This window comes from Enterococcus durans, assembly GCF_002277935.1.
In the GTDB taxonomy this organism is placed as follows: Bacteria; Bacillota; Bacilli; order Lactobacillales; family Enterococcaceae; genus Enterococcus_B; species Enterococcus_B durans.
The window spans coordinates 1,940,477-1,961,557 of the sequence record NZ_CP022930.1 but is presented as its reverse complement, the minus strand read 5'-3'; the positions used below and the strand labels follow the sequence as shown (position 1 = coordinate 1,961,557).

General features: G+C 37.7%; 17 protein-coding genes. 3 read left to right on the top strand and 14 right to left on the bottom strand.

The features are described from left to right. Positions 1-19: 19 nt before the first annotated feature. The 3 genes from CJZ72_RS09315 to CJZ72_RS09305 form a co-directional block, all read right to left on the bottom strand. Positions 20-1,600, bottom strand: a complete 1,581-nt coding sequence (locus CJZ72_RS09315; RefSeq protein ID WP_095443790.1) for a peptide chain release factor 3 — start codon at positions 1,598-1,600, stop codon at positions 20-22. Between the two features lie 334 nt (positions 1,601-1,934). After that, on the bottom strand, positions 1,935-3,311 hold the full coding sequence (locus CJZ72_RS09310) for a hemolysin family protein (protein WP_005876315.1): 1,377 nt from the start codon (positions 3,309-3,311) through the stop codon (positions 1,935-1,937). A 160-nt stretch (positions 3,312-3,471) separates the two neighbouring features. Next, entirely contained in the window at positions 3,472-4,590 is a 1,119-nt protein-coding gene (locus tag CJZ72_RS09305) for an AI-2E family transporter (protein WP_095443789.1), read from the bottom strand. Between the two features lie 143 nt (positions 4,591-4,733). Here CJZ72_RS09305 and CJZ72_RS09300 point away from each other — a divergent pair, with 143 nt between their 5' ends. Continuing rightward, a complete protein-coding gene (locus CJZ72_RS09300) occupies positions 4,734-5,168 on the top strand; it encodes a GNAT family N-acetyltransferase (RefSeq protein WP_081134763.1) in 435 nt (144 codons plus the stop codon). A 72-nt stretch (positions 5,169-5,240) separates the two neighbouring features. On the opposite strand, the gene ntdP is transcribed toward CJZ72_RS09300, so the two are convergent. From ntdP to recX, 3 genes are all read right to left on the bottom strand, one after another. Beyond that, positions 5,241-5,774, bottom strand: coding sequence for a nucleoside tri-diphosphate phosphatase (ntdP, locus tag CJZ72_RS09295; protein ID WP_005876322.1), 534 nt, complete (start codon positions 5,772-5,774; stop codon positions 5,241-5,243). Positions 5,775-5,867: 93 nt separating this feature from the next. After that, positions 5,868-7,052 (bottom strand): A/G-specific adenine glycosylase, encoded by a 1,185-nt coding sequence (mutY, locus tag CJZ72_RS09290; protein ID WP_095443788.1) that lies wholly within the window; start codon positions 7,050-7,052, stop codon positions 5,868-5,870. Beyond that, on the bottom strand, positions 7,045-7,842 hold the full coding sequence (gene recX, locus CJZ72_RS09285) for a recombination regulator RecX (RefSeq protein WP_081134767.1): 798 nt from the start codon (positions 7,840-7,842) through the stop codon (positions 7,045-7,047). The genes mutY and recX overlap by 8 nt, the downstream gene beginning before the upstream one ends. Positions 7,843-7,950: 108 nt before the next feature. On the opposite strand from recX, the gene rlmD reads away from it, so the two are divergent. Further along, the gene (gene rlmD, locus CJZ72_RS09280; protein ID WP_081134768.1) at positions 7,951-9,327 is read left to right on the top strand and encodes a 23S rRNA (uracil(1939)-C(5))-methyltransferase RlmD; all 1,377 of its coding nucleotides are present in this window, start codon (positions 7,951-7,953) and stop codon (positions 9,325-9,327) included. Between the two features lie 179 nt (positions 9,328-9,506). Here the strand turns inward: rlmD and CJZ72_RS09275 are convergent, their stop codons facing one another. The 3 genes from CJZ72_RS09275 to CJZ72_RS09265 all read right to left on the bottom strand — a co-directional run bounded on the left by CJZ72_RS09275 (position 9,507) and on the right by CJZ72_RS09265 (position 13,094). Next, positions 9,507-10,196: a YcjF family protein gene (locus CJZ72_RS09275; RefSeq protein ID WP_081134770.1), complete on the bottom strand. Its 690-nt coding sequence runs from the start codon at positions 10,194-10,196 to the stop codon at positions 9,507-9,509. Between the two features lie 423 nt (positions 10,197-10,619). Further along, positions 10,620-11,198, bottom strand: coding sequence for a lytic polysaccharide monooxygenase (locus CJZ72_RS09270; protein ID WP_081134772.1), 579 nt, complete (start codon positions 11,196-11,198; stop codon positions 10,620-10,622). Positions 11,199-11,276: 78 nt separating this feature from the next. Further along, positions 11,277-13,094, bottom strand: coding sequence for a fibronectin type III domain-containing protein (locus CJZ72_RS09265; RefSeq protein WP_081134773.1), 1,818 nt, complete (start codon positions 13,092-13,094; stop codon positions 11,277-11,279). 528 nt (positions 13,095-13,622) lie between these two features. Here CJZ72_RS09265 and CJZ72_RS09260 point away from each other — a divergent pair. After that, positions 13,623-14,093, top strand: coding sequence for a TspO/MBR family protein (locus tag CJZ72_RS09260; RefSeq protein ID WP_081134775.1), 471 nt, complete (start codon positions 13,623-13,625; stop codon positions 14,091-14,093). Positions 14,094-14,159: 66 nt separating this feature from the next. On the opposite strand, the gene CJZ72_RS09255 is transcribed toward CJZ72_RS09260, so the two are convergent. The 5 genes from CJZ72_RS09255 to CJZ72_RS09235 all read right to left on the bottom strand — a co-directional run bounded on the left by CJZ72_RS09255 (position 14,160) and on the right by CJZ72_RS09235 (position 21,070). Next, positions 14,160-15,335: an LCP family glycopolymer transferase gene (locus CJZ72_RS09255; RefSeq protein ID WP_081134777.1), complete on the bottom strand. Its 1,176-nt coding sequence runs from the start codon at positions 15,333-15,335 to the stop codon at positions 14,160-14,162. 307 nt (positions 15,336-15,642) lie between these two features. Then, positions 15,643-17,136, bottom strand: a complete 1,494-nt coding sequence (locus CJZ72_RS09250) for a Mur ligase family protein (protein WP_095443787.1) — start codon at positions 17,134-17,136, stop codon at positions 15,643-15,645. 15 nt (positions 17,137-17,151) lie between these two features. Further along, on the bottom strand, positions 17,152-17,391 hold the full coding sequence (locus tag CJZ72_RS09245; RefSeq protein ID WP_095443786.1) for a hypothetical protein: 240 nt from the start codon (positions 17,389-17,391) through the stop codon (positions 17,152-17,154). 15 nt (positions 17,392-17,406) lie between these two features. Further along, a complete protein-coding gene (locus CJZ72_RS09240) occupies positions 17,407-19,080 on the bottom strand; it encodes a hypothetical protein (RefSeq protein ID WP_081134781.1) in 1,674 nt (557 codons plus the stop codon). An 85-nt stretch (positions 19,081-19,165) separates the two neighbouring features. Next, positions 19,166-21,070 carry an adhesive domain-containing protein gene (locus CJZ72_RS09235; RefSeq protein WP_095443785.1) on the bottom strand — a complete coding sequence of 635 codons (1,905 nt, stop codon included), beginning with the start codon at positions 21,068-21,070 and terminating at the stop codon, positions 19,166-19,168. Positions 21,071-21,081: the final 11 nt, after the last annotated feature.

The following is a 21,081-nucleotide window of genomic DNA, read 5'->3' as shown; positions in this document are numbered from 1 at the left end:
CGGAAAAGAGTTTTTTATTTTATAATAAGCTTTTCAATTTTACATCTGGGTATTTATCTGCGAACCAACGCTCCGCAAACTGATTCTCAAATAAGAACAGTGGTTGATCAAAACGGTCACGCGCTAAGATATTACGACTTGAGCTCATTCGTTCATCTAAATCTTCAGGATCGATCCATCGAGCAATTTTATGCCCCATCGGTGACATGATGACTTCCGCATTGTACTCATTCAACATTCGGTACTGAAATACTTCAAATTGTAGTTGTCCCACTGCACCAATGATATATTCTTCAGTCAAATACGTTTTGTATAATTGGATTGCTCCTTCTTGGACCAATTGATAGATTCCTTTATGGAAAGATTTTTGTTTCATCACATTTTTGGCAGTAACTTTCATGAAAAGTTCTGGTGTAAAGGACGGTAATTCTTCATATGCAACTTTTAATTTTCCTTCATATAAAGTATCCCCTATTTGGTAATTCCCTGTATCGTAAACTCCGATGATGTCACCTGCTACAGCTTTTTCGACATTTTCACGTGAATCAGCCATAAATTGCGTCACGTTGCTCAATTTTAATTTTTTACCTGTACGCTCCAATGACACATCCATTCCACGTTCAAATGTACCAGAACAAACGCGAACAAATGCGATGCGGTCCCGATGTGCTGGATTCATGTTTGCTTGGATTTTAAACACGAAGCCTGAAAATTCTTCTTCGTAGGGGCTAACAGTTTGTTCGTCTTGTGTCTTGTGACTATAAGGAGATGGAGCTAATTCCACGAATGTTTCTAGAAAAGTCTGTACACCAAAATTCGTTAACGCTGAGCCAAAGAATACTGGCGTTTGATCCCCGCGAGCAATTTTCTCCTCATTGAATGAGTCCCCTGCTTCTTTGAGCAATTCAACTTCTTCAAGTACTTGTTCATACAATGAATTTTCTGTTAGCAGATGTCCATCTGGTAGTAAGCCATCTTCATCTAATTCGATCAACCGTTCATCGTTATAGTTTTCCGGACGATAAAATTCGATACGGTTGTGATGGATATCGTATAATCCTTCTAGGCCTTTCCCCATGCCGATTGGCCAATTCATTGGATAAGATTCGATATCTAACAACTCTTCTAATTCTTCTAAAAGTTCCAAAGGCTCGCGACCATCACGATCAAGTTTATTGATAAATGTAAAAATCGGAATTCCCCGTTTTTTAACAACTTTGAATAGTTTTTTTGTCTGGGCTTCGATCCCTTTTGCACTATCGATGACCATGACTGCGCTATCCACTGCCATCAATGTACGATACGTATCTTCTGAAAAATCCTCATGTCCTGGTGTATCCAGGATGTTGACTCTTTTTCCATGATAATCAAATTGCATCACTGAACTCGTAACAGAGATACCGCGTTGCTTCTCGATCTCCATCCAGTCAGATTTAGCAAAATTACCAGTCTTTTTTCCTTTGACTGTTCCTGCTTGGCGAATCGCGCCACCGAATAATAATAATTGTTCAGTAATCGTTGTTTTCCCTGCATCCGGATGGGAAATAATGGCAAAAGTACGCCGATTGTCCACTTGTTGTTTTAACTCTGGATTGTTCATAGTTTAACTCCATTCTTTCATCTTTTATTTAATGTTCCTCTAGATCCTCTAGAGCATGGGACAAAAGTAAGAAACACTTTTGTCTCATTCTTTAAAAACGAATAAACGGTGGGATCAGAAACAACTCCTTCTTATTTCTCGGAGTTAAACACTTCTGTCTCAGCCTCTTCTTTTCACAACTAAATCAGTATAGCATGGATTAAGTGATTGAAAAAGCCATGACATCAAGATTTCTTGCGAAATTGATTTATACGTTCAAAAAAGAATAGACATGCTGCTCTTACGCAACACATCTATTCTTACAAGTCATATTACTCTTCAAACAATAACTTGTTTATCTTCTTGGTTCGTCATCTTCAAATTCTTTTCTGAAATAGCGACGTTCCTCATCAGGTTCTGCTTCCATTTCTTCAGGATCATGGAATAGCACTCGAATCTTCAATATTCTAGAACCTTCCATTTCTTCAGAAATCAACGTGATGTTGTCAACATCAAAGGACAGTTTCTCACCTTCATCAGGAATCATTCCTAAGGCTGTGATCAAGTATCCAGCCATAGTATCAACATCGCTCATGTGCAGATCACTATCAAAGGCTTCGTTGAATTCATCGATCAACATGCGGCCTTGGATAAGGTATTCATGTTCATCTACTTTTTCATAAAGGTTTTCGACTTCATCTGATTCATCATCGATTTCCCCAACGATTTCTTCTAACAAGTCTTCTAATGTTGCTAAACCTACTACGCCACCGTATTCGTCAAGCAAGATCGCCATTTGATTTTGTGTTTTCTTCATTTCATATAAAAGATCATCAATAAATATTGTTTCTGGTACAAACAATGGTTCTTGCATGATCTTTTGTAGATCTAAATGATCAAAGCCAAATTTATGTGCGGCTTTCAATAAATTCTTCGTGTGCAAGATTCCGACTACTTTATCTTTATCTTCATTATATACAGGAATCCTTGAATAATTTTCTGATAAAACTTCATTGACATTATCTTCAACGGAGTCATTGATATCGATCATAAAAGCATCTGTTCGAGGAACCATCACTTCGCGTGCAACTTTGGTATCTAAAGAAAAAACGCCCTGTAACATTTCTAATTCTTCATTGTTCAGTACGCCTTCAGTCTCCAGCATATACCGCATTTCATCTCTGGTCATTTTCGAATCTTCGTCGTCAAAAGTCATCGGTGTGATCCTTGCTAACAAACTAGTTGAAGCAGATAAAAGCCAAACGAATGGTTTAGCGACTATACCGATCGTACGAATCATTCCAGAAGTAAAATTCGCTACCTCCTCTGACTTGTTCAACGCGATACGTTTTGGATACAATTCTCCAAATACAATGGATACATAGGTCAAAATAGCTAATACAATGATGTTGGCAATGTTTTTAGCTGCCACTCCACCACCTAAGACAGGGGCTAATCGTTCTGACAGTGTATTGGCTAATGATGCACCAGATAGGATATTGACTAATGTAATCCCTACTTGGATCGTTGACAGGAAGTTATTTGGGTTCTGCAATATTTTTAAAAGCTTTTGAGATTTGGTATCTCCTTCTTCCGCCTTTTGCTCGATTCGATTTTTATTGATCGAAACCACTGCAATCTCGGAAGCAGCTAAAAAAGCATTGATCAAAGTCAAAATGATCAGTAATAAAATTTGCGCTAACAGCGACTGACTCTCAGGGTCAGCATTCATAATCGCATTCTCTCCTTATAATTTAAAATTTTTAGTTTACGATAGAAAAAAAGCGTGACTAAAAAGATAGCCACGCTAAAATGTTATCACAAAGGCATTTCCTTTGCAATAAAAACAAATGTTTATATCCGTTACTTTCATTCTTCATTCAGAATTTACGTCACAAAGTTGTTGCGATTTTTTTCTTGTTTTCGTTTTGTTTATCTTCTTTGACGATCTTGATAACATAAGAAATGATCGTCTTGCAGATTGCATAAAACGGTACACCTAAGAAGATACCCATTAAGCCAGCAATATTCCCTGCAACCAGTAGAACAATGATGATCGTTAATGGATGGATATTCAATGATTTACCAATCACATTTGGATAGATGATATTTCCGTCTAATTGCTGCACGATCAATACCACGACACAACAAAGCAATGCTTTAACTGGCTCGTTGAAGACTGTAACTAGAAATGCAGGAGCTAATCCTAGATAAGGCCCCAAATATGGAATCAAATTCGTTAGCCCTGCAATCACTCCGAAAAGAAACGCATAATCTACACCAAGAATCATGTACCCTAAAAACGTAAATGTCCCAACGAACAAACACTCAATTGCCTGTCCACTGATATAGTTCGCTAATGTTTTATTTAATTGCCCAAGCAATTCCATGATTTGATCTCTTCTTTTTTCTGGAAAAAACTGTTGGATATTTGGTACTAATTTTTCACTATCCTTCAGCATATAGAACAAAACAAACGGGACTGTAATGATCACGATCGTAGCAGAAGCAATTGTTCCCACGATCGAACCAAGGCTAGTCGATACTCCGCTTAAAAATTGTTGGATGATCGTTCCATAGGAAATATCTAGTTGTTCAAAATATTTATTGATATTTACTTCCTTGAAGATCGGTAAATCAGATACTTGGATCAACCAACTTTCAACCTGTTTGAGAAAATCAGGTATGTTAGAAGCTAATGAAGAAATTTGCTGGATCAAACTTGGGATGACACTCAGCAAAATCCAGATGATTGCTGCTACTAATAAAAGTAACACGATCGCCACTGCCCAGACACGTTTGATTTTTGCTTTCATCAACAGTTTTACAATCGGATTCAGTAGATAATACAAAAATCCAGCAGTCAAAACTGGTGCGAATAGCGTTGAAAAGAATGTCCCAATCGGTTGAAAAATAAAATTGATTTTTGAAGAAACGAAAATCAATGTAGCTAATATGAGTAGTTCACAAGACCAAAACATTAGTTTTGATTGTTTTAATTTTTCAAACAATGTTTTTCCCCTTTCGTCTTTTTTACCAGTATATAGCATATTGGTAAAAATTTCTTTTATTCTTACTAAAATTTGATTTTTTTATCTACTTTTCAATTATTTTTCTTTAAAGTATACTAGAAAAAATGAAAGGTGGCTACAAGATGAAAGTAGTGCAAACAAAAGATACCTTGAGTACTATCTATCTCGATGCGGTTCGCATCAGAAATCAAGTGTTCGTCGTCGAGCAAGGTGTCCCTCTAACAAGAGAAATAGACAAAGATGAGGCCCATTGTGTCCATTTCGTTCTTTATTCAGATGAAAAAAAACCTTGTGGCACGGTCCGACTGCTTCCATTGGAGAATGGGAAAATGAAGTTACAACGCATGGCGATCTTAGCAGAGTATCGTCACCAAGGACTAGGCAAGATTTTAGTCGAGGAAGCCGAAGCATTTTCAAAAAAGCAAGGCTACAACACGATCTTACTTGGCGCTCAAGCAACAGCGGAAGCCTTTTATGAAAAATTAGGCTTTCAAGCATATGGTGAACCTTTTGAAGATGCTGGCATGCCGCATGTCCATATGAAAAAAGAATTTTGACCAACCAAGTATAAAAATCACAAAAAAAACAGTAAGCACAAAGACATGATCTTTGTCTTACTGTTTTTCTTTCTACTTGCGCGACAATTGCTTGTAACGGTTATACCAAATATCAATATAGCCTTCGGAGAAAGGGCCATCACCATTATTGATCCAGTCAACCAAGATCTTCACATTTTCTTTTAGGATAAAGTCGATATCATTTGGATAATTCATCATTTGGCTATGCATCTCATATTCATCGACATCTAGTAATCGTTTTTCACCATCAGGAAAAACTTTGATATCTAAATCATAATCAATATACTTTAGTGCCTCATCGTCCAGCAAAAAAGGTGAAGCTAGATTACAATAATAGGAAACCCCCTTTTCTCGAATCATTGCTATTACATTGAACCAGTATTTTTTGTGAAAATAAACAATTGCTGGTTCTCGAGTTACCCAACGCCGGCCATCAGACTCTGTTACAAGAGTATGATCATTAACACCGATCATTGAATGCTCACTTGTTTTTAATACCATGGTATCACGCCACGTTCGATGCAATTTGCCGTCATGTTTATAACTTTGGATCGTTACAAACTCGCCTTCTTTTGGGACTCCCATAGCAACCCTTCCTTACGCAGCATCTCATGCTTTGTGTTTGGGTGTTCATTACACCGACATCGTAATTATTATATCAATAAAAAAGTGCTTTGCCTAGAAAGGATTACTATTGTTTCGATTTTTCTCAAGTTGTTCCAGCAATTTGACTTGAACTTTCGGAAAAGCAACGTCATTAAAGCTATTGGGATTTAACCAGCGTGCGTTTTTCGTTTCACTTAGTACATTTTCTGATTGTGCGGGTATACGACCATAGAAAAGAAGCACATGCCATTTCAAATGGCTGAAAAGATGGGTTACTTCTCCCAAATGACGCTTTTGCCAAATCAGCTCATCAGAAAAAGCAAAGGGTAGTATATGCCCTTCTTCTTCCGCCACCAGCGACTCCGCAAATAAGTCAGGCTCATATGATTGCGCCCACTCTTCTTTTAAAAGATGGTATGTTTCTTTTGTCACTTCCAGCATCGGAAATGTCCACATTTTTGCTAGTAATTTTTGTGTATGCCTTTCTTCAAAATAATAGGCACCCGCTTCATTCTGGATAGCTGCACAAATATAATAAATGTCTTTTGGTTTTTCCTTTTTTGTTTTTACTGGATACTGCTGTTGCTTTCCTTCCTGTTCTGCCAGACAAAAAGCCTGGATAGGACATTCCTCACAAAGTGGTGAGGTGGGTGTACAAATAGCTGATCCTAGATCCATCAATGCTTGATTGAACTCACCTGGATGATTCTCATCAATAATACTTCGCATCGCTTCATCAAAGGTTTTTCTACTCGATGCTTTTGCAATATCTTCTTCAATACAAAATAGCCGACTGACTACCCTCATGACATTTCCATCGATTGCTGGCTCAGGCAAACCAAAAGCTATACTCGAAATTGCACCAGTCGTGTATGGACCGATCCCCTTCAATTTACTTATTTCTTCTGGCGTGCGAGGCATTTCCCCGCCATATTCAGCCATGATTTGTTTTGCCGCAGTTTGGATGTTTCGGACTCTCGAATAGTAGCCAAGTCCTTCCCAAGCTTTAAGCAGTTTTTCTTCTGGAGCATTTGCTAGCGATTCGATTGTGGGAAACCACTCCATGAAACGATAGAAATAATCAATCACTGTATCGACACGCGTTTGTTGAAGCATGATTTCAGAAATCCAAATTCGGTAAGGGTCTTGGTTGTAACGCCAAGGAAGGTTACGCTTTTCTTTTTCGTACCATTCGATAAAAATCCTTTGGAATTCTTTTTTCTGCTCACTTGTCCATTTTTCCCATTCTTTATTCACATTCTTCTTCCTTTTCCGTAATAAAACGTTGGATCATCTCTAGATCAAATCCTTTTTGATATAAACTTTGTTTGATTTTCATTTTTCTTTTTTTCGATTCAAATCGTAAATTTTTACGCCACAATTTTTCTCCCTGTGTTACTAAAAGGTCATATTCTTGCTCCTGATCTACTTCTTGCGGCAGATTTGCTATTGCTTGTTGGATGGCTTCTTGTGTAAATCCCTTTGTTAAAAGATTTTGTTGGATCTTTCTTATAAGTTCCTTGTGGCTTTTCCCGTGATTTTTATGATACAGTTTTTCCGCTACTTGCATAGCAATCGTTTGTTGATCTGTATCAGGATATTGAAACAACGCCTGTTCGATTATCTCTGGCTTCAAACCCTTTTGTTGTAATTGTTGTGCTAATTTCTTGGGCCCTTTATCACTTAACCTGACATTGGTTCGTACAAAACTTTCTCCATAAACCAAGTCATTGATCAAATCCAATTCTTTTAACCGTTCAACGATTTTATTGCGGTCTTCAAGATTGATTTCTTTGTCTTTTAAATACGTTCTGATTTCTTTTTCAGAACGCAGTTGATAACTCAAATAATTGAGGGCTTGCTGAAAGCCAAAATCAAAGCCGCTACTCTTTCTTATCTCTTGTAGCGTTTCGTCAGTCAACTCTTGGCCCTTCAATAAGCGATAGCGAACTAAAATATCTTCCGATACTCGCAACGCATCTCCTTCAGATAAATCAACTTGATAAAAAGGACCCTTGCCCTTGCTGATTCTAGTAACAGTTATCATCGACTCTCTCCCTTCGAACATATATTCCTATGATACCATAGAAAATCCCCATCTTTTCTTTTTATATGTTAGAATAAAGCCACACTATTAGAAAAAAGGAAGATACTTATGACAGAAACTATTGTCAAAAATGGCCAGACCATCCCTTTGAAAATCAAGCGTTTAGGCATCAACGGTGAAGGTATCGGTTACTTTAAACGATTGATCATCTTTGTTCCTTACGCCCTTCCCAAAGAAGAAGTACTTGTGAAAATCACAAAGGCTACACCTCGTTATGCAGAAGGACAGCTTGTTAAAATCAAAAAAGAAAGTAAGGATCGGGTAGTTGCTCCATGTCCAGTCTATTATGAATGCGGTGGCTGTCAGTTACAGCATTTAGCGTACCATGCGCAACTCGACTTCAAAAAAGACTTACTTTTGCAATCTCTTGAAAAATTTAAACCAGAAGGATACCGTTCCTATCAACTGCGCCCTACGATCGGAATGTCTGATCCTTGGCACTATCGTAACAAGGCCCAATTTCAGCTAAGAAAAAATAAAAAAACACAAAAAATAGAAGCAGGACTGTACCAAGCAAATTCGCACGAACTTGTGCCATTGACTGATTGCTTAGTCCAAGAACCAAGAACACAAAAGGTAATGAATACGGTAGTGACCCTTTTGAATAAATATGATCTTCCTATTTATGATGAAAGAAGCAATAGCGGCATCTTCCGAACGATCATGGTCCGAGTCGGAATCAAAACAGGCGAGTTACAAGTGGTCTTTATTACTCGAAGTCGGAAATTCCCTCAAAAAAATGCACTCATTCGTGAGATCAATCAAAGATTACCAGAAGTTGTTTCGATCATGCAAAATGTACAACCAAATAAAACTTCCCTAGTGATGGGTGATGAAACCCTTCATTTATGGGGGAAAGAGGCAATTGAAGAGCATATCAACGAAGTGACATTCGATCTTTCTCCTCGTGCTTTCTTTCAATTGAACCCACAGCAAACAGAAATTCTCTATGGCGAAGGAATCAAAGCATTAGCTATCCAACCAAACGAAACGATCGTTGATGCCTATTGTGGAGTAGGAACGATCGGGTTAAGTGTAGCAAAACAGGCGAAAGAGATCCGTGGAATGGATACAGTTCCTCAAGCTATCGCTGATGCCAGAAAAAACGCGGAACGTTTGGGCTATCAGAATACACGCTATGAAGTAGGAACAGCCGAAGAATTATTACCAAAATGGCTAAAAGAAGGATTTAAGCCAGATGGAATCATCGTTGATCCGCCAAGAACTGGACTTGATCCTCAATTGATCCAAGCAATCTTAGCCTATCCGCCAACTAAACTTGTCTATATTTCCTGCAACGTCTCAACACTGGCACGTGACCTTGTTGAATTAAGCAAAAAATTTCAGGTCGAGTATCTACAATCTGTTGATATGTTCCCTCAAACTGCCCGTTGTGAAGTTGTTGTAAAGCTAACAAAAAAATAGACTTAATCGAAAAAGATCGAGATAGAAGTGTTTAACTCCGAGAAATAAGAAGAAATTAACGAAAATTGTTTTTCAAATTTTTGTGAATTTCGGCTTATTTTCGAAGGAGTTGCTTCTGCTCCCGCCGTTTATTCAAGAGTCTGTAACAAAACTGATTTTTAGATTTGTACCACGTTCGTTTATTTTTTGCTGACAGTCTTCAATGCACGAAATAAGGTTTGGAACTGTCCTTTGAATGACATGACTTGTTCAAAGATATCCTCTCCATCATTCAACATTTTCACAGTGACCCAACCTAATGATTCTGTAATTGCACTAGCAACAGTCGCATTGATAGCAGCTCCTGTAACTGTTCCAACAGCTGGCACAAATTTCACGAGATTTCCCACCGCACTTCTGCCTAGGCTAACCACCACTAATTCTTTTGACAAACTTTTTCCAAGACTTTCAGACCATGGCTGGCCGAATAGCTTATGCAAACGAGCCATCATTGTCAACTGAACCGGAACCAATAAAAAAGCATCTGAAAATGGGATAGGAGAACATCCAATGATCGCTGCTGTCAATGAAGCAGCATGAATGATACGATGGCTTTTTTTTCGAGTGATTGGATCTACCCCTTTTAAAAAATCTTCGAACACATGGTCAAATTTCACTTGATTTTTCTCCAGAATCGTTTCGGCCACTTTTTTTGATTTTTCGTACGTATTCAAAATAACCTTTGATGTCTTTTGTGGGATTTTTTTAAGTACTTCAGAGAAAAAAGAGTCAAATTCTTCTTGGTCTAATTCCTCTGAAAGTAATGGATCAACTTCCTGTTCTTTACTCTTTTCTTTACTAACTGTTGCTTTTTTCTTTAACAATCTCATCGATCGATTCCTCCTTATTACTGAAAACATTCTTCTTTATGGATTGAAGAGAAGAACACTCATTCTCTGTATATGCCAAAGACGACCAAAACAAAAAGGCCAATTAGCTATTTTGATACATCCAAAGCTTCAACATACACACATAGTGATTTCCTATTTGTTGCTTTAAGCGAGACATTTTCCTGATGTCCGTGTAGTTCCATGATACAATAACCTGTTACTGAACCAAAATCATTGACTCACAAAAAAAGCGAGAGAAAAGTACACTCACTTTTCCCTCACTCTATAGGATTGAATAAACTATTAGAACAGTAGAAACTCCTTGAAAAATAAATGAAGACTCGCAAAAATTTGAAGTTGCGTGCATTCTGACCTATTCATTTAGGAGTAGCACTTCTATCCAACCTAATTGATATTTACTTATTATTGGATATTTACATCAATTGCTTGATAAAAAGCATTGGTGGTATCACTGATGTTCCACACAGCTAAAATCACATGGTAGCCTTTGCGATCTTGCGGAACAGTGATTGTTTGATTGACGATTTTAGGTGGTACAGTTGCTTTATCATCAATTTGCGCAATCAATTCAAAATCACTGATTTTCAATGGTGCATTAGGATTCCAACCTGTTTTTGTCATATAGTAATCCCATGTGCTTGTTCGATGTTGCGCAGTTAGGTTCCATGAAATAGTCAAATTACCAGGATTGATCACACTTTTATGCCATCTTGTTGCCGTTTGCTCATCCAATGGTTCAAACCCAGTGACTCCAGCACTTGCTAATTTTCCATCAATAAATGTATTCTTAGGTGCTTCGATACTTTGTGGCTCCCACTGTGCGCGTCCAACATTTTGATTCAAATTACCCGCTGCTGCCGTACCAAAATAAGCACGGCTTCCAGGGGAAGTGACATATCCATGTGCAAATCCAGAAGTACCGAATCCAAACAACCCTAACATGACTACACCGACAAACAATAAGACATTAAGCTTCTTCATGAATGAACCTCCTATTAGTTGATAGGTTCATTGTAATCGCTTTCTTTATCAATGACAAACATTATGCTTTTATGATTTTTAACTGATTTTTTCCCATAAAGCTGGTACGATATCTGGTGTCCAGCCAGCAATTGATGTATGTGCTTGTAAGCAGCGATAACTAGATCCACCATAAGTTACGATACTTCCAATACTGTAGGCTTGATTAGTTGTCCAAGTATTTCCTTGGCTATCTTCATCCAATGTTTTAACAGTGATTGCTTGACTGAAATCAGATGATCCAGATTGGTTGATTGCTTTGACTTGATAAGTGTAAGTTGTACCAGCATCTAAATTAGTATCTTCAAATTCATTCGTTTCACTGACACCTATACGAATGCCGTCACGATAAATAGCATAGTGCATCACTTGTTCATTCGGTGTATTTTTCACCCATGTTAACGTTAATTTATTCTGTAAAATATTTTTAGCTGTCAATTGAAGTGGCACAGAAGGTACTGGTAGCTGGCCTTCCGTTTCATCATTAGTTTTAAGCGACAAAATAGCAGAACGTTCTGACTTATTACCCGCTGTGTCTACTGCTTCTACCGTATAAGAATACGTCGTAGCTGGTTTTAATCCCTTATGAAGGAAATTCGGTACCTTACTTGTTCCCACCAAACGATTTTCTTCGTAAATATTATAATGAGATACTTGAACATTGTCTGTGGATGCAGTCCATGACAATGAGATCGAATCAGAGGAAGCCACTCCATGTAAATCAGTTGGTGTAGATGGTTTTTCAAAATCTTCTGGTGATGGAGTATCTTTGCCAAATTGTTGAGCGACCGTTAAAAATTCATATTGATTTTTGACTTTACCTTGCCCACCATCCACCATTGCATCTCGGTTCATTGACCAGTAAGAAACCATACCGATTTTCTTTTCTTTTGCATGTTGGATAACCTTATTGAGCATTGCTGTTGTAAAATACGGATGTGCTTCACTTTCAAATCCAATCGAAGGCGTTGTGCCTAGTCTTGCATATGCTTGTTCATCTGTTAACGTCGTGTTGGTGAAACGCTTGTAATAATCCTTCAATTGAACCATCGTATTGTCTACTGCATCTAAAGAACCTTGTGCGTAGTCAGGAACGACACTGCCATAACACATCGTCATCAAATTAACTGTAGTTAGCTCTACTCCTGCCTCTAAATAGGCTTGTAGTACAGACAATCCTGTCGAAATCAGCCCAGTATCCATAACTGGTAAAGTCAATGTCACTTCTACACCCGTTTTTTCTTGGACTTGCCTGATCGCTTTTGCATTTGCTAAATTTTCTTGATAGCCCATTGCTGCCGCTTCCACATCGAAATCGACTCGAGTAAGGCCATAGCCTTGGATGATTTCGGTGTATGAATTAGCTAAAATAGAAATATCTTGTGTCGTTTCCCAAAAAGCACCAGAATTCAATCCACCAAAAGAAATCGCCACATCACCACCGATTCCTCTCAATTCACGAATTGATTTTTTGATTCCTTCATATTGCCATTGATCATTGTCACTCTCGCTTAGTCCACTAAAGCCACCCCAAGCCCAGTCAATTCTGTCATTTTTAACTCCTTTTGCTTGCATGAATCCTAAATTAAAAAATTTTTGCTCAGTCTTCTTTGCAACTGCTGCAAGATCTAACGCACCGTTGCTTGAAAGATCTTCTTTTGAGCTATAGGCAGTCATGTCCACAAAAGGAGCGACCACTTGATCTCCCCACTGAATACCTTGACCAACCCCAAAATCTGCTTGTTGTTTACTACTTTGTTCTGTTGCCAATGTTTCCTCTGCATCTAACAATAACGGTGCAATCAGCAAACTACAAAGCGCCGCTCCTACAAATAATCTTTTAAACTTTTTCTCCATTTCCCCACCCCTATCATATTTTTGTTATTAAAAACATTTATGTAACCGATTACATATAAATTATAACATTTAGAAAATAACAAACAAAACAATATTAACGTTATTTAATTTATTAAAGTCAAATTCTAAATTTAACATGTTTGTTGCTAAAAATCAGTTTAAAACTAAGAAAGAGTAGTACAAATGAGGCTGGGACAGAAGTGTTTAACTCCGAGAAATAAGAAGAAATTAACGGAAATTGCTTTTCAAATTTTTGTGAATTTCGGCTTATTTCCGAAGGCGTTGCTTCTGCTCCCGCCGTTTATTCGTTTTTAAAGAATGAGACAAAAGTGTTTCTTACTTTTGTCCTACACTCATTCTAAATAGGACTAAATGGCTGATTTTCAAAACGTCAAATACTTCTGTCTAGCCATCAACTAAAATAATAGCTAACCGAATGATTACTTTTACCTTTTGGATCCTCAGAGTAAATTTGAGTATGTCTGAAATGTTCATGGTAAACTTAAATCATAGAAGGGAGATAATAAAATGGTTATATTAAAAGATTTTCGTTTTTGGTTATGTACAGTGGGAATCGTTATCCTAGGATTTATATCAGGGCTACTTAGTGGCAATCCTGGAAGTTACTATTATTCATTAGACTTGCCTCCGTTCGCGCCACCAAGTTGGATCTTCGGGCCGATGTGGACAGTACTCTATATCTTAACGGGTATGGCACTATATTTTTTAACACAAATGGATGAGAGAAAATTAAAGCGTAAGCTTCTTACACTATTCGTTATCCAATTTATCTGTAACTTTCTTTGGTCTGCTTTATTCTTTAATTTGCAAAGTAATTTTATTGCCGCTGTCGATATTACTATCCTAGTCATTGTCTTAACGATCTTACTCTATCATTTATGGCTACATTTTCGTTTGGTGATGTGGTTACTTGTTCCGTACTATTTATGGGTGCTATTTGCTACCTTGTTGAATTATTCTATCTACTTTTTGAATTGATAGCCTTCATTTTTTGCATAAAAAGAAACACTCGCGGGAGTTGAACAAACGCGAGTGCTTCTTTTTTTAATAGCCATTTTGGTCGTAATTTTGATCGTAGTTCTGATCATAGTTTTGATCGTAATTCTGACCATTATCTTGGTACCCATTTTGGGTCGTATCATTATTGTATTGATTGTTATACTGACTCGTGTCTTGAGAATAGTAGCTTGAACTGCTGTTAGTAGTTCCAGCATCCGTGTTTTCTCCATCCGAACCATCTGAGTCGTCATAGAACATGTAAGACGCGTTATCATTCTTTAAGTTTGGCAATGTATCACTTGTCTTGATCTCTAATTGTTTTTTCAATTCATTTTGGATAGCTAACAGATCATTTTGACCTAGTATCTGATAATAAATATTATCGATCATTGCATCTTTTCCTTGCAATTGATCTTGTTTGATCGTTTCAAAAGCAGAGGTGTAATTTGTAGCTACATCCAACATGTCATCCCAGTCTAAATCGGTAGTGACATTTTTTTCAACAGCTTTTAATATTTTACGATAATTGCTTACGCCGTCTAAACTTAGCACTTTGTTCACGATCTTGGTAACTACTTCACGTTGTCGTGCTTGTCGGCCAACATCCCCTTTAGGATCTTCATGACGCATCCGAGAATACGCTAATCCTTTTTCTCCATCTAATGTTTGCTTACCAACCGGTACATGTATCCCATCTAGAGTGAAGTCGATTTTGTTGTTTACTTCAATTCCCCCAACCGCATTGATCAAATCTTCCATACCATCTAGATTGATCGTTACGTAATGATCGATGGGAATATCTAATAATTGCTCGATTGAATTCATTGCCATATCAACGCCACCAAACGCATAGGCATGATTTAACTTATCCACGGTGCCGTAACCAACGATATTCGTATAAATATCGCGATCTAAACTGATGATCGTTGATTTTTTTTGTTGTGGGTTGACGGTAACCACCATCATCGTATCCGAACGACCTTGTTCTGTCCGACCAAGTCCACCCGTATCTAGCCCTAAAAGTAGCACAGAAAAAGGTTCCTTATCATCGATATTGACTTTATTATCACGCTTAGTTGATACTCGACTTGATTTTTTAGATATTTGATCTACTGTTTTACTTGCTTCTCCCATGAACTTGATTCCATAAGCTGAGATCCCGCCAATCAGAATAACAAGAACGCCTAAAAAAGCTAAAATAACTTTTTGCCACCGCTTCATAATACACCTCTGTCTCACATTTTCGTTAAAATATTTTCTCACATAACTAATAATTCAGCAATTCACTTAGTTAATCATAATAAAACTTTAAATAATAATTACAAGGATAACTGATTTATATGTATTTTTTCAAAATTCTTAAACTATCATACCATAGCATTTGTTTAGAGAAAAGTAGCAATTCTAGTCTTTCAAAGCGCTTTTACATATTTCGGTTAAAATAGATAGATTATATTTATACTTTTTTTCAGTCAAAAAAAAGAAACGTTGTCTTTAACCTGGACATTGTCTCTTCTTTTTTAACCTATTAAACACTGACTTCACTCTTCAAATTCCGTTTATTTGCGATCTTCCGGATATATTTATCGATTTGTTGAAAATCACTTCCAGTAACAGATCCTTTTGCAAAGAGTAAACTATCTTCATTTAGTAATGTTTCAATTCGCTGACTCATCTTAGATAAACTAGCAAACCATTGAAAATTTTCGTATTGTTGATGCTCTGCACTGAAAATTTCCTTGAACTGTTCACCATAGCCAAAAATATAATCTGCTGTAGATTGTTCCATCTGTCCTTTTAAGGATTCATGGACTTCTTTAGACGCCTCCCCTAAATCTGCAATTTGACCAAGGATCAATAATTTCGTTCCTTGGTAAAAAGGGCTGATTTCATTGAAATAAGCAATTACATTTTTCATTGCCGGTAAAGATGCATTATGTGTATCATCAATAAATGTAAAATTGGGACCACTATCAGATCTATAACAGGTTTTCTCTAATATTTTCGTCAGCGGTTTAAATGTTTCAAAAGCCGCGAGGTAAGGATGGATATCTCCTTTGATTTTCCAAACAGTCAACAAGGTGGCTAATGTATTCGAGACCATTCCTAATGAAGCAACCGATAGATTTAAAGAAATTTTTTTGCCGAAAAATGAGATATTTACATTGCAATAGTCTCTTTTTTGCGTAGTACTGATTACAAAAACATCTCTAGTGGGGTCCGTTATCGAGTAGGTAAAGATTTCACTTGTATGCTTACGTGCAGCAGCTGTCAAAATAGCCAACTCTTCCGTTCCAATATCGGCATTGATGATAGCTGTCCCATTTTCCTTCAATCCCTCGAATATTTTTGCTTTATGACGTGCCACGCCAATCGTGTCTTTCAATGAGCTAAGATGTGCCTCTCCAATTGAGGTCACAATCGCAATATCTGGTTGAATAAGGTTTGACATTGATCCTGTGTCGTAAGAGTTCAACGCATTGACTGACACTTCTAAGTTCACTATATCTGGTTGTCCTACCAGCTTGCTCAGATAGAGGGGAATCGCAAAACGAACATTATGATTTCCTCGATTTGCAAGTACTTTTTCCTTTTGTAACAAGTGGGAAATCATTATTCTGGTCGATGTTTTTCCTGCTGAACCAGTGATTGCTATGACAGGATTATGGTACGCTTTTCGCAACTTCGACGATATTTCTAACAAGAATTTCCAGCTGTCTTCTACAATAAATTGTGGTGTCTTAACCGAAGGATCATCAATCGGTGTTTCTGTTATGAGTAAAGCAAACTCATTCTCCCGCCCTTTGATTTGTTCATTTCCATCTCTCCAGGCTATACTTTTACGATTGACATGATTTCTTCTTTCTGACGAAATAGAAACAAACGCGGTTGTTGAATAATCTTGATTTCGTTTTAAATGTCCTGAAAAATATTCAAAATCTGTGATTGGTTGATCTAAATGATCATATATCTTAAAAAAATTTCCATCTATTCCATTTAAAATATTCTGAATTGTCCACATGTCCTCATCCCACCTTTACCATCTGCCACGTCGAGGTCTTGCTTGATTGACATATCTTGTTGCTGTTTTTTCAATTCTTTCTGGAGAGTTATCCTGATCAACTTCCCAAGGGTAGAGTCCCTCTTCATTTTTTTCATATTGACTTAAATCAGTCTCCATCTGATTCTTCTGATGATCTTTTTTCTTTTTTAATCGGAATCCCACATATGAAAAACCTATCAACGCTAATGCTGCAAAACGAATATACCCAACCATTTTTATTCACTCCTTCTATTTATAATGAATCAAATAATTGATCAAACCAGATAAAAAATGTTCTGCATCGTCAATTCTCATCCGAAAGCGATCATGACGGGCAAAAAAGCCATAGTTGATCACTTCTGGTTTTTTGAAAAACTGGGCAAACTCAGGAAACATCACTCCTGTTGTGATTTCATGCAATACACGTTTCTCCATGACTGTGTTGATTCGGTCTTGTATAGCTATAAACTCCTCTTCTGTTTTAAACAGTCTTTCTCTTGATTCACTTGTTTCCAATTTTTTCATCATTTTGGAAGCTGCCACTAGTAATTCAAGCATCGTTGGATACGCAGTGTCCCGCTTATCAATAAAATCGATATTTACCATCGCATTTTTGATACCAAATTCATAATATGTGTCTTTTTCTTGATAGTTTATCATTTCATTTGTTGCATAGCTCAGCCAATGGTCATGGTATTTTTGATAACCATCTGTGACAAAACGTTCCATCAGCCCTTCACAAATTTCAAAAATCGCGAAATCATGAGAAATCCCATAAGCTCGAAGTAAAGAAAATAAGATTTCACCATCATAATAGATGATCCGAAACTGTTCTTTTACATTCAAATCGGCATCAAGTACATGAATGGTCTTACTATTTGAAGTAATAAATTTTTTTGATACTGTTTCGATCAATCGACTTAAATATTTATAGAATTGCTGGTCGCCTGTCACTTCGATATATTTAGCAATTGCTAAGATAGCCGTTGCTTGTGCGCCTAATTTATATTCGATTTCTTTATTCAAATAATCTTTGATTAGCAAGTAACCGTCAACTTCAGAGGTTAGATTATCGATACCCCAGAGCAAGCCATTTTTGATGTTTTGAAGCATGTTTGGATCATATGAATATTCTGCTGCTTCTGCTAAAGCATATAGAGAAGAAAAATGACGGACAGAATTGTATCCTTTCAGCAGTTGATTGTAGCAAGGATAGTATCCGTAAATGAATTGTCCAGATTTTGTTAATTGTTTTTTTAGATACATACTTCCTTGTTCAATTACCAATCTCGTTGTTTCTTCAAGATTGTCATAAGTTACCTCTCGGACCCGATTCCCATTCCCATAGTTTTTCAGCGGATAAATATTTCCTTGCTCTAAGTAGAAAGATGCCGTTTCAAAAAAGTAGAACTTCGAACGTTCCAAATAACTGAGATCCGTCTCTTCTCGACCGTATTTACGTTTAATATATCCTCGATAATTTTGCGGGTCGATATGCAAGTCAGGAAGATTTTTACCAACTTTATGTGTTTTACTAGGTTTAATAATGGCATTTGCCACTAATTCTTCTTTGAGGAAACTTCTCTTTCTTAGACCGTCGATCCGCAAGTTGAAATCGACATAATTATTTCGTTTGATTTTTTTCAATCGTTCATTTACTTGGTGATAATCTGCTGACTCTTCGTTTGTAACTATGTCCAATCTTAAATACGGTGCCTTTTCAAATTGATTGATTCTATAAGCTGTCAATAAATTATTCCAGATTACTTTTAGATTATTCCCATAAAATTCGTAGATTTGTCCTCGCTCTTTAAAGTCTCCGACAGAAACAATCAGTAATTTTGTTGGAATAGTTTTATCTACCGTTTCAAGTATCTTTTTGATCATTGATAGATTCGTATGTGTATTCGTCTGAACAAGCATATTCCCACCTCTATTAATAATAAAAAGGCTATGGCATCGAATCACTATAGGAAATAGTCTCATCTATAGCCATAGCCTTTTTTAGTTATTGTTTTTTCTTACTTTTTTTCATTTTCCAAATCCCTAAACCTGAAATCAGCGATACTAGTCCGCCTAACCAAGAAGCAGATGAACCAATCGTATCTGATGTCTTAGGATACATTTTTGGTGTACTACTTCCGCTAGTCATAGATGAAGGTTTAGAAACCCCTGAACTACTATATTGTACTGGTAGTTTTGGTGTTGCTGTTGGTCCTGACCCACCAAAATTATTTGTTACCACGGTAATGATGGTCGTATCTTGATTATCATCAGCGTCGGCATCAGCATCAGAATCGGCGTCAGAATCTGCATCGGCGTCCGCATCGGCATCAGCATCCGCATCAGCGTCAGCATCAGCGTCGGCATCAGCGTCGGCATCGGCGTCAGCATCTGCATCAGCGTCGGCATCGGCGTCCGCATCGGCATCGGCATCCGCATCAGCATCCGCATCGGCATCGGCATCTGCGTCGGCATCAGCGTCCGCATCGGCATCGGCGTCGGCGTCGGCATCCGCATCCGCATCCGCATCAGCGTCAGCATCGGCGTCGGCATCCGCATCCGCATCTGCTTCTTCATCATCTGGAATTACGGCAACTGTTGGTAGACTTGGATTATCATTATCATCATATGCAATCAATTGAATCTCATCTAATGGCGCAACATCCTCTTGAGAAACTGGAATCGTGAAACTACCAGTTCCGTCTGCTCGACCTTCTGCAATCAAATTTCCAGTATCATCATAGATTCGGACGATTGCGTTTGGATCTGCCATCCCAGTGACCTCATACCCCTCAGTTGAATTACCTGTTACTGTAATATTATAAGGTGCTGTTACTGCCCTTACTGCATAAAAAACAGGTGTGTAACCATCATAATTCGACGCAATATCAATGGCTAGCACATCGGATTTCACAATATTCCCAACAAACCCAGCTTCATAAGGTACAGACAAATCAACGCCGGCAGCAGTCAAACCAGTCGCGTTAGGATCTGTAATGGTCGTTGGTATCGTTACTGTCGTCTCCCCTAAAACACTCACATCAGCCAAAGTACCAATTAAAGAAGAACCCACATTAACCAAACCTAGGGCCCCTGCAAAAGCCAAATTAAAGGCGGGCTTGATCGTTGAACTTAGTACTCCATTGATTGCCGCAGCTGCTAATCCCCCCGTGATTGGTGAATTTGGGGTTGCCTCAAGCGCTTGGACAGCATTGTTAATTCCTGTCAAAATATCACTAAGTCCTTCTCGAATAACTGTTTCTAGTGCGCCATCTAGTTCCCCGTAAATATAATCGCCATTTTCTGTTTGTTGTAAAGCAAGAGCAATTTCTGCCGAACTCAGCGTACTCAAATTTTCTAATAATGCTAATTGTTCATACACTTCACTCAAATTCACTGAAGCTAATGGATTGAGATTGACGATATTTTCTACAGAACCTACCAATGCTGAAACCGCTCCATTCACAACTGTTAGTAATGGAGCTAATTCATCTCCTGGCAACAAGATATCTGTCCTGAAGGTACCGCTACCATTTACATCAACTAGACCTTGCATCTCTTCAGGAATAGCTAAAACAGCTCGTCTTGTTCCAGTAAGCAAACTCACGTCTAATCCATTATTAGCCGAAATCACAAAATCAACATTTCTGATTGAGCCATCTGCCACGTAAGGTGCCCCAGTACTCGTTCCGCTTGTATTCGTCGTATTCAGATTATTAAATAGCTGTCCGCTAACCAAATCAGCGTATACCTGTTGCGAACCTATCGTAAATAATGGTGTCGCAATCGTGATCGGTGCTGCACCCAACATGATTCCCGCAGCAATAGATGTTCCTACTAGTAAGTATTTTTTTGAGCGACGCTTCGCCCGTTCTTTTTGATCCATACTCTTCTTATAATCTTTTTTCATTTTGTAACCCC